The sequence below is a fragment of the Tabrizicola soli genome, assembly GCF_015999335.1.
Classification (GTDB): Bacteria; Pseudomonadota; Alphaproteobacteria; order Rhodobacterales; family Rhodobacteraceae; genus Tabrizicola; species Tabrizicola soli.
Map to the genome: position 1 here is coordinate 135,269 of NZ_JAEACP010000003.1, position 14,273 is coordinate 149,541.

The 14,273-nt window shown below is 68.2% G+C and carries 13 protein-coding genes; 10 read left to right on the forward strand and 3 right to left on the reverse strand.

Features of this window, described 5'->3' with window-relative positions; genetic code table 11:
• Positions 1-44 precede the first annotated feature (44 nt).
• The 10 genes from I7S92_RS23310 to iolB all read left to right on the forward strand — a co-directional run bounded on the left by I7S92_RS23310 (position 45) and on the right by iolB (position 11,408).
• A complete protein-coding gene (locus I7S92_RS23310) occupies positions 45-2,120 on the forward strand; it encodes a serine/threonine-protein kinase (protein ID WP_197642155.1) in 2,076 nt (691 codons plus the stop codon).
• 7 nt (positions 2,121-2,127) lie between these two features.
• On the forward strand, positions 2,128-2,286 hold the full coding sequence (locus I7S92_RS03850) for a hypothetical protein (protein WP_197642156.1): 159 nt from the start codon (positions 2,128-2,130) through the stop codon (positions 2,284-2,286).
• Between the two features lie 80 nt (positions 2,287-2,366).
• Complete coding sequence (locus I7S92_RS03855) at positions 2,367-3,479, forward strand: transporter substrate-binding domain-containing protein (RefSeq protein ID WP_197642157.1); 1,113 nt, start codon at positions 2,367-2,369, stop codon at positions 3,477-3,479.
• Positions 3,480-3,670: 191 nt separating this feature from the next.
• Positions 3,671-4,765, forward strand: coding sequence for a LysM peptidoglycan-binding domain-containing protein (locus I7S92_RS03860; protein ID WP_197642158.1), 1,095 nt, complete (start codon positions 3,671-3,673; stop codon positions 4,763-4,765).
• A 93-nt stretch (positions 4,766-4,858) separates the two neighbouring features.
• Positions 4,859-5,677, forward strand: coding sequence for a MurR/RpiR family transcriptional regulator (locus tag I7S92_RS03865; RefSeq protein WP_197642159.1), 819 nt, complete (start codon positions 4,859-4,861; stop codon positions 5,675-5,677).
• A 77-nt stretch (positions 5,678-5,754) separates the two neighbouring features.
• Complete coding sequence (locus I7S92_RS03870) at positions 5,755-7,680, forward strand: bifunctional 5-dehydro-2-deoxygluconokinase/5-dehydro-2-deoxyphosphogluconate aldolase (protein ID WP_197642160.1); 1,926 nt, start codon at positions 5,755-5,757, stop codon at positions 7,678-7,680.
• Complete coding sequence (gene iolD, locus I7S92_RS03875) at positions 7,677-9,503, forward strand: 3D-(3,5/4)-trihydroxycyclohexane-1,2-dione acylhydrolase (decyclizing) (protein WP_197642161.1); 1,827 nt, start codon at positions 7,677-7,679, stop codon at positions 9,501-9,503. The genes I7S92_RS03870 and iolD overlap by 4 nt, the downstream gene beginning before the upstream one ends.
• Positions 9,504-9,510: 7 nt before the next feature.
• The gene (iolE, locus tag I7S92_RS03880; protein WP_197642162.1) at positions 9,511-10,413 is read left to right on the forward strand and encodes a myo-inosose-2 dehydratase; all 903 of its coding nucleotides are present in this window, start codon (positions 9,511-9,513) and stop codon (positions 10,411-10,413) included.
• Positions 10,414-10,434: 21 nt separating this feature from the next.
• Positions 10,435-10,605, forward strand: coding sequence for a hypothetical protein (locus tag I7S92_RS03885; RefSeq protein WP_197642163.1), 171 nt, complete (start codon positions 10,435-10,437; stop codon positions 10,603-10,605).
• Positions 10,602-11,408, forward strand: a complete 807-nt coding sequence (iolB, locus tag I7S92_RS03890) for a 5-deoxy-glucuronate isomerase (RefSeq protein ID WP_197642261.1) — start codon at positions 10,602-10,604, stop codon at positions 11,406-11,408. The genes I7S92_RS03885 and iolB overlap by 4 nt, the downstream gene beginning before the upstream one ends.
• Before the next feature lie 296 nt (positions 11,409-11,704).
• On the opposite strand, the gene I7S92_RS03895 is transcribed toward iolB, so the two are convergent.
• The 3 genes from I7S92_RS03895 to I7S92_RS03905 all read right to left on the reverse strand — a co-directional run bounded on the left by I7S92_RS03895 (position 11,705) and on the right by I7S92_RS03905 (position 14,266).
• The gene (locus I7S92_RS03895; protein WP_197642164.1) at positions 11,705-12,484 is read right to left on the reverse strand and encodes an ABC transporter permease; all 780 of its coding nucleotides are present in this window, start codon (positions 12,482-12,484) and stop codon (positions 11,705-11,707) included.
• Positions 12,481-13,215, reverse strand: a complete 735-nt coding sequence (locus I7S92_RS03900) for an ABC transporter permease subunit (protein WP_197642165.1) — start codon at positions 13,213-13,215, stop codon at positions 12,481-12,483. The genes I7S92_RS03895 and I7S92_RS03900 overlap by 4 nt, the downstream gene beginning before the upstream one ends.
• A gap of 283 nt (positions 13,216-13,498) precedes the next feature.
• The gene (locus I7S92_RS03905) at positions 13,499-14,266 is read right to left on the reverse strand and encodes a transporter substrate-binding domain-containing protein (protein ID WP_197642166.1); all 768 of its coding nucleotides are present in this window, start codon (positions 14,264-14,266) and stop codon (positions 13,499-13,501) included.
• Positions 14,267-14,273 lie beyond the last annotated feature (7 nt).

A 14,273-nucleotide genomic window follows, 5' to 3' on the forward strand; every position in this document is an offset into this window, starting at 1 on the left:
ACCGGGCCGTTCCAGTGTGACCGTCGTGCTGAAAGGGGAACAACATGGCGCAGCAGAAGGCTGTCGAGGCTCCCGAGCCGGAGCTTGAGGACCTCGTCGACGAGCTGGAACCCGGAACCAGGCTGCTCAAGGGGCAGTATACGATCACCCGCTACCTGAACAGCGGCGGCTTCGGGATCACCTATCTCGCCCGCGACAGCCTGGACCGGGACGTGGTGATCAAGGAATGTTTCCCCGCCGCCTTCTGCCGCCGCAGCCAGAGCCTCGTCGCCGCCCGCTCGCGCGCGCATACGGCCGAACTGCGCTCGGTCGTGCAGCTTTTCGTGAAAGAGGCGCGGAATCTCGCCAAGATCGTGCATCCGAACATCGTCGCCGTCCACCAGGTGTTCGAGGACAACGGCACCGCCTACATGGCGATCGACTTCATCGACGGCTTCGATGTGCAGCAGATCATCGACGGCCTGGGCACGACACCCACGCCGGCGCAGATCGTGACGATCACCGAAAAGCTTCTTGCGGCCGTCGGCTTCATCCACGACCACGACATGCTGCACCGCGACATCTCGCCCGACAACGTGCTGATCGACAAGAAGGGCGAGCCGATCCTGATCGACTTCGGCGCCGCGCGGGAACAGGCCAGCCAGAAAAGCCGCGCCATGTCGGCGCTGCGGGTGGTGAAGGACGGCTATTCGCCGCAGGAATTCTACATCGCCGGCTCGGAACAGGGCCCGTGGAGCGACCTTTATGCCCTGGGGGCCACGCTTTACCACCTGATCTCGGGTGAGGCGCCGATGAACGGCCAGGCCCGGCTTGCCGCGCTCGCGGATGACCGGCCGGATCCCTATCTCCCCCTCGCCGGGCGCTTCGCAGGCTATCCGCCGGGTTTTCTCGAGGCGATCGACCGCGCGCTGAACACCCTGCCCAAGCAGCGGGTGCAGTCGGCGAAGGAATGGCTGGTGATGTTCCGCCGCGCCGCCCCCCCGCCGCAGCGCGATGCAACGGCCGAAGCCGTGCGCCAGACCGTCGTCGGCTTCGCCCAGGAACAGGCCGAGCCCGCCGCTCCGGCAACTGCCGTGGCCGCAGACGCTGTCGCCCCCCCTCCGCCGGCGCGCCCCGTCTCGACCCCCGCGCCCGTGTCGCCTCCCCCGCAGGCCAGGTCCGGCCGCAACCCGGCCCAGGTCGTCGCCGGGGTTTCGGTGGCGCTGGCGGTGATCCTCGGGGCCTATGTCATGCTCGGCCGGGGCGATGCGCCGGCCCCGGCGGTGGTCGCCACGGCCGCCACCGCCAGCGCGGCGCCCGTCCCGGCGGCGGCAGCCCCCATGCCGGCGGCCGCCGAAACGGCCGAGGCTCCGGTCCCGGCCGAACCCGCCCCGCCCGCTGTCGCCGAGACCGTCGCGGCAAGCGAGCCCGCAGCCCCCACCCCGGCCGAGGCAAAGCTTCCGGCCGATGCCAACCGTTCCGCCGACGAAGCCACCATCATCGAGGCCGAGGCCACCCTCGCCGCGCCCCTGGGCACCCCGGCCGAGGCTCAGATCGCCTTCTCGGTCTGGGATGTGCAGATGCCCTTCGACAGCACCAGCCGCATCGTCGGGGACGAAAAGGTGACCGTCATCTCGCGGCTCGACAGCCGCAGCGATCTCCAGGTCGCGGGCGACTGGCTTGCCCCCGGCCTGCGGCTTTACGCCGTCAACGGCGTTCCGGTTGCCGAGGGCAAGGATTTCACCGCCGCCGTGCTGGATGCGCTGCATGTCGATCCCGACGGCCGCGCCCGGGTGGTGGTGGACTATGCCGCTCCCGGCGCGGCTTCCCGGACCGGCCTCCTCACCGTTCCGACCGTGCGCCTCGTCACGCTGGCAAACGGGGTCGGCCTGGCAATCAGCCATCAGGAGGAGGGCTGGAAAACCGTCGTCACCGGCGTCGCCGACCCTGCCGCCACCGACCTGATGCCCGGCGACGTCCTGTTCCGCGAAAAGCAGACCCAGGCGCTTTTCGACCAGCCCGATGCGGTGGACGCGGTGCTGAAGACCCTTGTCGGGAAGGGCGAAACCCTGGCCCATCTGTCGGTGGTGCGCCAGAACCAGGTCGTCAGCGGCGCGATGCGCCTCGCCTTGGCCGAGTGAGGGATCCATGTCGCAAAAGCCGCGCCGGGCCGTTCTCGACCCCGAGGAGATCACCATCGAGCCTCCCGGCGCCCCCTCTGCGGCCGTGCACATGCTGGACAATGTGATCGCGGCGCTGGACCGCGCGATCCTGCGCCAGACCGCCCGCAATCCGCAGGAGCACTGACCGCCAGATCCCGGCGCCCGCTTCGGCCCGATCGCCGCCGCGCCCTGCGACCCCTTCCGCCCACAGGAGAAAAGCCTGCCATGAACACCATGAAGATGCTGGCCCTGGGCTGCACCGCGCTGACCCTGACCGGCGGATTGGCCGCAGCGCAGGAGACCTGCGGCAGCCATGTGGTCAAGGCGGGCGACAACCTGCGCTATATCGCCCGGGACGTCTATGGCGACGCCGATCTCTACCGGATGATCTACGAGGCGAATGTCGACCTGATCGGCGCCAAGGCCGACCATATCGAGATCGGCATGAGCCTGCGCCTGCCCTGCGCCGGAGGCCAGACCGGGGGGGACCAGACCGGGGGGGACCAGACCGCAGCCGCCCAGCCGGCCGCCGAAGCGACCGTCCAGCCCGCAGCGGCCGATGCCGCGCTTCCCGCCGCCGATTCCGCTCCCGAAGCGCCGCAAATGCCGCTGCGGATCGTCACCGTGAACCACTTCGCCCCCTATGTGGACGAAAACCTGCCCGGCGGCGGCATGTTCACCCAGCTGGTCGAGATGGCGGTCTTCCGCGCCGACCCGTCGATCCCCTATTCCCTGACCTTCATCAACGACCCGCAGGCGCATATCGACGCGCTCCTGCCCTCGCTGGCCTATGACCTGAGCTATCCCTGGATCCGCCCCGATTGCGAAAATCCCGATACGCTGAACGCCGGCGACCTCTCGCGCTGCGAGGATTTCGCCTTCTCGGCCCCCTTCCTCGAGATCGTCGACGGCTTCTTCACCCGCCGCGACAGCGACCTCTTCGCCGCCACCCGCTACGGCGACCTTGCAGGCAAGCGGATCTGCCGCCCCGAGGGCTATACCACCGGCGTGCTGGAGGCGAACGGACTGGGCGCGGGCCAGGTGGAACTCTCGCGCCCCGAGCGCGCCTCCGACTGTTTCGAGGCCTTGGCCAGGGGCGAGGTGGACCTGGTCTCGATCGACGCCGAAGTGGGCGATTCCGTGGTCGCCCGGCTGGGACTCGTGAAGGAAGTGGAACAGAACCCGCATCTGGCCGAGATCACCAGCCTGCACATCATCGCCCACAAGTCGAACCAGCGCGCCGTGGACATGCTGGCCAGCCTCGATGCCGGCATCATCGAGATGTACGACTCTGGCGAATGGTACGAGATCGTCTCGTCCGCGCTGAACCCGCAATGACAGGTGCGACATGAAACAGCCCCGGTGCCGCGGCATGAAATCCCTGGATTGCCTGACGCATTTCTCCAGTGAATCCACCGATTTGCCATAATCGTGCCATGTCGGCGGTTCTTGCTGGGTTCTGTAACCAGTATTGTTTCAGTTTCGTGTCCACCCGCTCCTTCCGCAAAAGACGATAGAGGACCGTTGAAATGAACCTTGCTTCCGGAAAGTCCCGCTCCGTCGCCCTTGCGGCATTGCTGCTTGCCCTGCCGGCTGTCGCTGCGGCACAAGAGGCCTGCACGACCTATACGGTGAAGGACGGGGACACGCTGGGGTCGATCGCGCAGGCGGCCTATGGCTCCTACGACTACCAGATGATCTTCAACGCCAACCGCGACGCGCTGGCCGCGAACCCCAACAGCCTGCCCGCCGGCCTCCAGCTGATCCTGCCCTGCGAGGACGGTCGCCTCACCGCCGATTCCGAACTCAACGCCGTGATCCAGGCCGAGACCGAGCGTCAGGCCGCCGCGCCCAAGCGCAACAAGACCTACGAGCCGCCGCTGAAATTCGTCTCCTCGAACAACTGGATGCCCTTCGCGGACGAAAGCCTCACCGGCGGCGGGATCTTCGTGCGCATGGCCGCCACCGCGATGCAACGCGGCGGCAACGACCGGGGCTACGAGATCTCCTATGTCGACGACTGGATGTCGCACATCGACGTGCTCTTGCCGACCGGAGCCTTCGACGTGTCGGTCGCCTGGGAGGCGCCGGACTGCACCAAGCTCGACCTCCTGGGCGAGTTCGCCATCCGCATGTGCACCGAATTCGACTTCTCGCTGCCGATCTACGAGACCGCCTATACCTTCAACACCCTGGTCGACAGCAAATATGCCGAGGCCCGGACCTTCGCCGACTATGCCGGCGCGCGGATCTGCCGGCCCGAGGCCTGGCCGACCAGCGACCTCGAGGTGCAGGGCCTGGTCGAACCGATGGTGACCTACGCCCATCCGAAGAACCCGCTGGACTGCGCCCAGATGCTGCTGGATGGCCAGGTCGACCTCTATTCGATCGAGGCCGAGACGGTGACGGCCAACTTCGAGGAACTGGGGGCCTCGGACCGCGTGGCCCCGAACCCGGCGCTGGCGACCTTCATCACCTATCATTTCCTGACCTCGAAGAGCAATCCGCGCGGCCGCGTCTACATCGCCATGCTGAACCGCGGCATCACCGAGATGCGGGAATCCGGCGAATGGTATGACATCGTCGCCACCGGCCTGGACGAATACAACAAGCTCAGCCAGTAGGTCCGGGCCGTCGATCCTGAAAGCCCCGTGCCGCAAGGTGCGGGGCTTTTCGATTCCATATTGGAACATCTGTTCCATATGCTATAAGGCCTGATGCCCCGGGAAACCCCCTCCGATCCCCCCGCCACGGTCGAGGCCTTCCGCGAGCGTCTGATGGCGCTGTCCGGCACCCTGCCGCGCCGGTTGCAGCAATGCGCCGACCATCTTGCGGGCCATCTCGACCAGATCGCGCTTTCGACCGTGGCGCAGATCGCACGGGGCGCTGGCGTTCCGCCCTCGGCCATGATGCGCTTTTGTCAGATCATGGGCTTTTCCGGTTATGCCGAGATGCAGCGCCTGTTCCGCGAGGCGCTCTCCACCGCGCCGCCCGATTATGCGACGCGGCTGGCGAACCTCAAGGGGGCCGGGCATCCGGCCACCCTTGTCGCCGAATTCGTCGAAGCCGGGCGTCAGTCGATGGAAGCCCTGGCGCGCGATCTGGATGAAACCGCGCTGAATCAAGCGGTTGAGACCTTGTCCCGCGCCCGCGCCATCCATCTTGCGGGCTTCCGCCGTTCGTTCCCCGTGGCCTCATACCTGGCCTATGTGCTGGACAAGCTGGGCCTTCCGGCGATCCTGCATGACGGGGTGGCCGGGCTTGGCCAGCGCACCATCCTGCAGCCCGGCGATGCGCTTCTGGCCATCACCTTCGCACCATATTCCGACGAAACCCTCGCCCTTGCCCGCGAGGCCCGCGCCCGGGGCCTGCCGGTCGTCCTTCTGACCGATCCCCCGGCCACGCGTCTGGCGGGTCTGGGCGACACCATCCTCACCGTGACCGAAATCGACTTCGGCGCCTTCCGCTCGCTCTCCGCCGTGATCGCGCTGGCACTCTCGCTGGCGGTGGCGGTGGCGGCCCGACGCGAAACTTGACGCTTCCCTGATTGCAGGATTTGGAATAAACATTCCATACCCCGGCAGACGACTCGCCCCGGTTCCACGGAGCCTCCATGTCCCAGACCCGCCCGCTCGACGTCATCACCATCGGCCGCGCCTCGGTCGACCTTTACGGCGCGCAGATCGGCGGACGGCTGGAGGATATGGGCTCGTTCCAGAAATACATCGGCGGCAGCCCCACCAACATGGCCGCCGGCACCGCCCGGCTGGGGCTGAAGTCCGCCCTGATCACCCGCGTCGGCGACGAACACATGGGCCGCTTCATCCGCGAGGAACTGGCGCGCGAAGGCGTCGACGTGCGCGGCGTCCGGACCGACCCCGAGCGGCTGACCGCCCTCGTCCTCCTCGGCATCCGCGACGACAAGCAGTTCCCGCTGATCTTCTACCGCGAGAACTGCGCCGACATGGCGCTCTGCGAGGACGACATCGACGAAAGCTTCATCGCCGAAGCCCGGTCGGTCGTCGCCACCGGCACGCATCTCTCCAACACGAAGACCGAAGCCGCCGTCCTCAAGGCCCTCACCCTCGCCCGGAAGCACGGGCTGCAAACCGCGCTGGACATCGACTACCGCCCGAACCTCTGGGGCCTTTCGGGCCATGGCGACGGCGAGAACCGCTTCATCGAATCCGCCGGCGTCACCGCCAAGCTGCAATCCACCCTGCACCTTTTCGACCTGATCGTCGGCACCGAGGAGGAATTCCACATCGCCGGCGGCTCGACCGACACCATCGCCGCGCTGCGCGCCGTGCGGGCCGTGTCCGGGGCCACCCTCGTCTGCAAGCGCGGCCCGATGGGCGCCGTCGCCTTCACCGGCGCGATCCCCGACAGCCTCGACCACGGCGAGACCGGCCCCGGCTTCCCGATCGAGGTCTTCAACGTCCTCGGCGCGGGCGACGGCTTCATGTCCGGCCTGATCAAGGGCTGGCTCGACGGCGAGCCCTGGCCCACAGCCCTCAAATACGCCAACGCCTGCGGCGCCTTCGCCGTCAGCCGCCACGGCTGCACCCCGGCCTATCCCAGTTGGGAAGAGTTGCAATTCTTCCTTCAGCGCGGCGTGGTCGAAAAGGCGCTCCGCAAGGACGCCGCCCTCGAACAGGTCCACTGGGCGACCAACCGCCACGGTGACCACTCCACCATGCGCGTCTTCGCCTTCGACCACCGGATGCAACTGGAACAGATGGAGGGCGCCACCCCATCCAGGATCGGCGCGTTCAAGCAACTGTGCCTGCAGGCCGCCCTGCAAGTGGCGGGTGGCAAGCCCGGCTACGGCATTCTCTGCGACAGCCGCCTCGGCCGCGACGCCCTCTTCCAGGCAGCAGGCACCGGCCTCTGGATCGGGCGGCCAGTCGAATGGCCCGGCTCCCGCCCCCTGACGCTGGAGCCCGAGATCGGCCCCGACTTCGGCGGCCTTTCCGAATGGCCCTTGGAACAGGTGGTCAAGGTCCTCTGCTTCTATCACCCCGACGACGACGCGGCCACGAAGGCGCAGCAGGAGGATACCGTCCTCCGCCTCTTCCACGCCTGCCGCCGCAACCGGCTGGAGATGCTCTTGGAGATCATCCCCTCCAAGGTCGCCCCCGTCACCGATACCACCAGCGCCGAAGTGATCCAGCGCCTCTACGACCTCGGCATCTATCCCGACTGGTGGAAGCTGGAACCCTTCGCCACCGACGCCGCCTGGGAAAACGCCTGCGCCGCCATCACCGCCAACGACCCGCATGTGCGCGGCGTGGTCGTCCTCGGCCTCGACGCCAGCGAAAAGGACCTCTCGGCCTCGCTGGCCCTTGCGGCAAAGCACCCGCTGGTGAAAGGCTTCGCCATCGGCCGCACCATCTTCGCCGACGCCGCCCGCGCCTGGCTGAAGGGCCAGATGACCGACGCCGAGGCCGTCACCCTGATGTCCGACCGTTACGCCCGCCTTGCCGCCCTCTGGGACAGCAAATGCGCAGAGTGGGCCCGCGAGGGAGCAAGCCAATGACCACCATCCGCCTCACCGCCGCCCAGGCCCTTGTTCGCTGGCTCTCCGTGCAGCAGGCCGAGGACGGCTCCCGCTTCATCGAGGGCGTCTGGGCGATCTTCGGCCATGGCAACGTGGCGGGTATCGGCGAGGCCTTGCACGCCCACCGCGACGCGATCCCCACCTGGCGCGGCCAGAACGAACAGACCATGGCCCATGCCGCCATCGCCTATGCCAAGGCCAACCACCGCCGCAAGGCGATGGCCGTGACCTCCTCCATCGGCCCCGGCGCGACCAACATGGTCACCGCCGCCGCGCTGGCCCATGTCAACCGCCTGCCGGTCCTCTTCATCCCCGGCGATGTCTTCGCCAACCGCGCGCCCGACCCGGTGCTGCAACAGATCGAGGATTTCGACGACGCCACCGTCAGCGCCAACGACTGCTTCCGCCCCGTCGTCCGCTATTTCGACCGCATCTCCCGCCCGGAGCATATCCTGACCGCCCTGCCCCGTGCCCTTCGCGTCATGACCGACCCGGCGAACTGCGGCCCGGTCTGCCTCGCCTTCTGCCAGGACACCCAGGCGGAAGCCTACGACTATCCCGCCAACTTCTTCGAACCCCGCGTCTGGCACATCCGCCGCCCCGAACCCGACCAGCGCGAACTAGAAGCCGCCGTCGCCGCGATCAAGGCCGCCAAGACCCCGCTGATCGTCGCAGGCGGCGGCACCCTCTACTCCGGCGCCGAGCAGACGCTCCTGACCTTCGCCAAGACCCACAATATCCCCCTCGTCGAGACCCAGGCCGGGAAAGGCGCGGTCGATTGGGAGGAACCCCTCCACTTCGGCTCCCCCGGCGTCACCGGCACCGGCTGCGGCAACGCGCTGGCGGCGAAGGCCGATCTGGTGATCGGCGTCGGCACCCGCTTCCAGGATTTCACCACCGGAAGCTGGACCGTCTTTTCCCACCCCGGCCGCAAGCTCCTCTCGATCAACATCCACGGCTACGACGCCCACAAACGCGCCGCCCAGCCGCTGGTGGCCGATGCCAAGGTCGCGCTGGAAAAGATCAGCGCGGCGCTTGGGAAACACCGCTTCCCCGACCCCGACTTCGCGGCGCGAGACAAGTGGTTCCAGACCACCGACGCCCTCTTCGCCGCCCCGAAGGGCAACGAGCTTCCCACCGACGCCCAGGTCATCGGCGCCGTGGACCGCAACGCCGGCAAGCAGAGTCTCATCATGTGCGCCGCCGGCACCATGCCCGGCGCGCTGCATGTCCTCTGGCGCGCGGCGCAAGGCGGCTATCACATGGAATACGGCTATTCCTGCATGGGCTACGAGATCGCCGGGGCCATGGGCATCAAGATGGCCCAACCCGACCGCGACGTGATCTGCATGGTCGGCGACGGCAGCTACATGATGGCCAACTCCGAGCTTGCGACGGCGGTGATGATGGCGATTCCCTTCACCGTCGTCCTGACCGACAACCGGGGCTACGGCTGCATCAACCGGCTGCAAAAGGCGACCGGCGGCGCGCCGTTCAACAACATGCTGGACGACAGCTACCACGTGAACGCGGCCAACATCGACTTTGCCGCCCATGCCCGCAGCATGGGCGCGAACGCGGTCAGGGTGGCCAGCATCGCCGAACTGGAAGCCGAGATGCAGAAGGCGAAATCGGCCACCATCCCCACGGTGATCGTCATCGACACCGACCCGATGCCCGGCACCGGCGCGGGCGGGCACTGGTGGGACGTGGCGGTCCCCGAAGTCTCTGACCGGACAGAAGTGAACGAGGCCCGCAAGGGCTATGAAACGGGCCTCCGCGCCCAATGGCCGATCAATTGAGAAAACCATGATCCAATTCGGAACCAACCCCATCGCCTGGGCCAACGACGACGACCGGACCATCGGCGCCGAGATCCCGACCGCCCGCATCCTGGACGAGGCCGGCCGTCAGATCGGCTTCGACGGGATCGAGAACGGCCACCGCTGGCCCGACGACCCCGAGGCGCTGCGGGCGCTGCTGGCAGACTACGGGCTGAAGTTCATCTCGGGCTGGTATTCGACCGAACTGCTGGTCCGCTCCGTCGAGGACGAGATCGAGGCCGCGCAGCACCACATCGCCAAGCTGCGCCACAACGGCTGCAAGGTCATGATCGTCTGCGAGACCTCGAACGCGATCCACGGCGATGCGAAGAAGCCGGTGAACGAACGCCCGCACCTCTCGGCCGCCGGGATGCAGGCCTTCGGCGCGAAGCTGGAGCAGTTCGCGGAATACCTGACCTCGCAGGGCCTGACGCTGGTCTACCACCACCACATGGGCACCATCGTGGAAAGCCCCGAGGAGATCGACGCCCTGATGGCCGCCACCGGCCCGCACACGCAGCTTCTCTTCGACGCGGGCCATTGCGCCTTCGGCGGCGGCGATCCCGTGCAGGTGCTGGCGAAGCACATCGCCCGCGTCCGCCATTTCCACGCCAAGAACATCCGCCCCGCGATCACCCAGCGCGTCCGCGCCGAGGGGCTCAGCTTCCTGCAGGGCGTCCTTGCCGGGGCTTTCACCGTCCCGGGCGATCAGGAGGGCGGGATCGACTTCGGCCCGCTCCTGAAGATCCTCGCCGGTGCCCGCTATGACGGCTGGATCGTGATCGAGGCCGAGCAGGACCCGAAGCTCCGCAATCCGCTGCTGTACCAGACCCTCGGCCTTGCGACCCTGCGGCGTTTGGCGCGCGAGACGGGTCTCGACAAGCGCTGACCCCGGCGGCAGGCTGGCCCCATGCTGAATCCCGACTGGCCCCTCGCCCTCCGCCTCGCGATCACCGCCCTGCCCTGCGCGGCGGCGATCTGGTTCTTTTCCTCCGGCTCGGTCCTCGGGGGCGCGGTCTTCACCGCCCTCACCGGCTGGGCCTTCAACGGGCTCTTCATGCGGCCCCCCGGAGACGGCTGATGCGGCTCCTGCGCCACCCCACCGCCACGCGCGGCAAGGTCCATGAGATCACCCCGGAAAGCGCGGGCTGGACCTATGTCGGCTTCACCCTCTACCGGCTGGAACCGGGCGACCGGGCCGAGGAGGCGACCGGCGACCGCGAGGCGATCCTGGTGCTGGTGGAGGGCAAGGCGAAGGTCGAGGCCGCGGGCCAGGACTGGGGCGAGATGGGCGAGCGGATGGACGTCTTCGAAAAGACGCCGCCGCATTGCCTCTACGTCCCGAACGGGCAGTCATGGACGGCGGTCGCCACCACCCCCTGCACGCTTGCCATCTGCACCGCGCCGGGCAAGGGCAACCATCCCGCCCGGCGGCTGGGGCCGGAAGGGATCGAGCTGACCCCGCGCGGCAGGGGCACCAACACCCGCCACGTCAGCAACATCGCGATGGAGGCGCGCGAGGTCGCCGACAGCCTTCTGGTGACCGAGGTCTTCACCCCGGCCGGCCACTGGTCCTCCTACCCCAGCCACCGCCATGACGAGGACGACTTCCCCCGCATGACCTGTCTGGAGGAGACCTATTATCACCGGCTGAACCCCGCCCAGGGCTTCGGCGTCCAGCGGGTCTATACCGAGGATGGCGCGCTGGACGAGACGATGGCGGTGAAGGATCACGACGTGGTGCTGGTTCCCAAGGGCCACCACCCCTGCGGCGCGCCCTATGGATATGAGATGTACTATCTGAACGTGATGGCCGGGCCGATCCGGAAATGGCGGTTCCAGAACGATCCCGACCACGACTGGATCGCCCGGCGCGACGCCTGAGGCCGCCACGCGGGTCGAAGACCGGGATCCAGCGATTTCAAGGGCTTGCCTGCGGACGTTCACCAAGCGTAAACCACGCTCCGGGGCGTATCCTCTCTGGCGCAAACGGCCCGCCGATGCGACGTGGCGACCTGCTGTTCCAGACCTCGGGCCTCGGGCCGGTCGCCAGGGATCTTGCCGACCAGGGGGCGCCCCCTGTCCCGGACCTCGACGCCAGCGACGCGCCCGTGGCGCTGACGGCGAAGGCCACCACCCGCGCCATGCCGCTGGCGGAGTGGATCGCGCAAGATGCGGCGTCAGGCCACCCGCTGCGGCACCCGGCCTTCGAACCAGCGGAACATCAGCACGATGAGGCCAGTGATCGCCATGTAGACCACCGCGAGCAGCATCAGGGGCTCGTAGGTGATCAGCGTCTCGGACCGCACCCGGCTGGCGACGGCGTAGATGTCGACCACGGTGATCAGCGCGACCAGCGGCGTCGCCTTCAGCTGCAGCACCGTCTCGCCGCCCAGCGTCGGCAGCACCCGGTGCAGCGCCTGCGGCAGCCAGATCCGGCGGAACATCGTCAGCCGCGGCATCCCCATCGCCCGCGCCGCCTCCAGCTGGCCATGCGGCACCGCCTTGAAGGCACCGCGCATCACCTCGCCCTCATAGCCCGCGACCGAGAGCGACAGGCCGAGGACCGCGTAATACCAGGCGTCGCGCAGCACCGGCCAGAGGAAGCTGTCGCGGATGCCGGGGATTCCGGGAAACAGGCTGCCGATCCCGTAGTAGAGCAGGAACAGCTGCAAGAGCAGCGGCGTGCCCCGGATCAGCCCGCAGAAGGCCCGCGCCGGGACCGCCAGATACCAGGGCCCGACCGCCTGGGCGAGGCCGAGGGGGATCGCCAGAGCCATGCCGATCCCCATGGTCAGGACCAGCAGGATGAGCGTGTTGCCGATGCCGCGCAGGATCAGAGCCTGGTATTTCGGATTGGCCAGCCAGTCCCAGCGGCCATAGACCGCGACCAGCGCCACGATCAGCACAAGAATGGCCAGCATCGCCAGCCGGCGCGGCAGCATCAGCGACCGGATCATCCCGCGACCCGCCTCTGCCCGCGCCGCGCCCGCCGCTCGATCAGGGCGAAGACCAGCGTGGACAGGATCGAGACCGCCAGGTACAGCACCCCGGCCGCGGCGTAGAAGGTGAAGAAGGCCTTGGTGGTCGAGGCCGCCTGCCGGGTGGACTGGGTCAGCTCGGCAAAGCCCACCACGGCCAGAAGCGCGGTGTCCTTGGTCGCGATCAGCCACAGGTTCGCCAGCCCCGGCAGGGCCAGCGCCAGCATCAGGGGCAGCGTCACCCGCCGGGCCAGCAGGGCCGCGGGCATCCCCATCGCGCGCGCCGCCTCGATCTGGCCGGCCGGGACCGACTGGATCGCGCCGCGCAGCACCTCGGTCGCATAGGCCCCCTGCACCACGCCAAGGACGAGGACCCCCGCCACGACGCCCGAGATCTGCACCTTCTCGCCCCCCATGGCGAGGAGGACCTGGTTCAGCGCGTCGGTCACCGCGAAATAGAGGATCAGGATCAGGATCAGCTCGGGCACCGCGCGCACGACGGTGGTGTAGATCGCAAGGAGATCGCGCGTCACCGGCCCGCCGTAAAGCTTGCCATAGGCCCCGAAGAACCCGATCACCAGGCCCAGCGCAAAGGCTCCGGCCGCGATGAGGACCGAGCGCCAGAGCCCCAGCAGCAGCACCGCCCCCCAACCCGGCGGCTCCAGCGCCAGAAGGTCGAGGGTGGAGGCGAGGAGGGGGGAGCCGATCATCTGCGCCCCCCGGAAGGGATTGTGTGGGTCGGCACAAGCGGGTGGGTCGGTCCCCTTTCGGATGCGGCCCGCGACGCCCCCCTCCCCGGCCCTCCCCACGCGGGGGAGGGAGGGCTCCATGCCTGCCCGCAGTCCATAGGGGAGAGCCATGCCCCCCTGCGGATGCGCCGCGCATCGGTTCTACGACAGGGACGTCCGCGCCGGGCGACTCCCCTCCCCCTCGTGGGGAGGGGATGGGGGTGGGGGGCACCTGCCCGCCAGAAGGACAGGATGCCCAAGATCCTTATCCGCCGTAGATCGACGAGGCGAAATACTTGGCGGTGATCGCATCGTAGGTGCCGTCCTCGCGGATCTTGGCGATGCCGGCGTTGATCTTCGCCTTCAGCTCGTCCTCGCCCTTGCGCAGGCCGGCGCCGACGCCAAGGCCCAGCACCTCCGGGTCATCGGCCACGGCGCCCACGATCTCGCAGCAGGCGGCCCCGGCTTCCGAGGCGACGAAGGCGTCCAGCGCGATCGAATCCGCCTGGGTCGCGTCGATCCGGCCGGCCGCGAGGTCCTGGTTCGCCTCGTCCTGGGTCTGGTAGACCTTGATCTCGGCCGCCGTCTCCGCGAAATGCTTGTTCACATAGGCTTCATGGATCGTCGCCACCTGCACGCCGATCACCTTGCCCGCCAGCCCCTCGGGCGTGGGCTGGATGCCCGAGCCCTTGGCCGCCGCGACCACGGCCGGGGTGTTGTAGTACTTGTCCGAGAAGTCGATGGTCTGCAGTCGCTCTTCGGTGATCGTCATCGAATTCATGATCGCGTCGATCTGGCCCGCGGTCAGCGCCGGGATGATCCCGTCCCAGGCGACCGGCGTGATCACGCATTGCAGTTCGGCGGCGGCGCAGACGGCGTTGATGATGTCCACCTCCCAGCCGACCCAGTTGCCGGCGGCGTCGGGGCTGGTGAAGGGCGGGTAGGGTTCGGCGGCGATGCCGATCTTGACCTCCTGCGCCGCCACCGGGGCGGCCAGCAGCATCAGCGCGGCGGCGAGGGATTTCAGGTTCATGGCACTC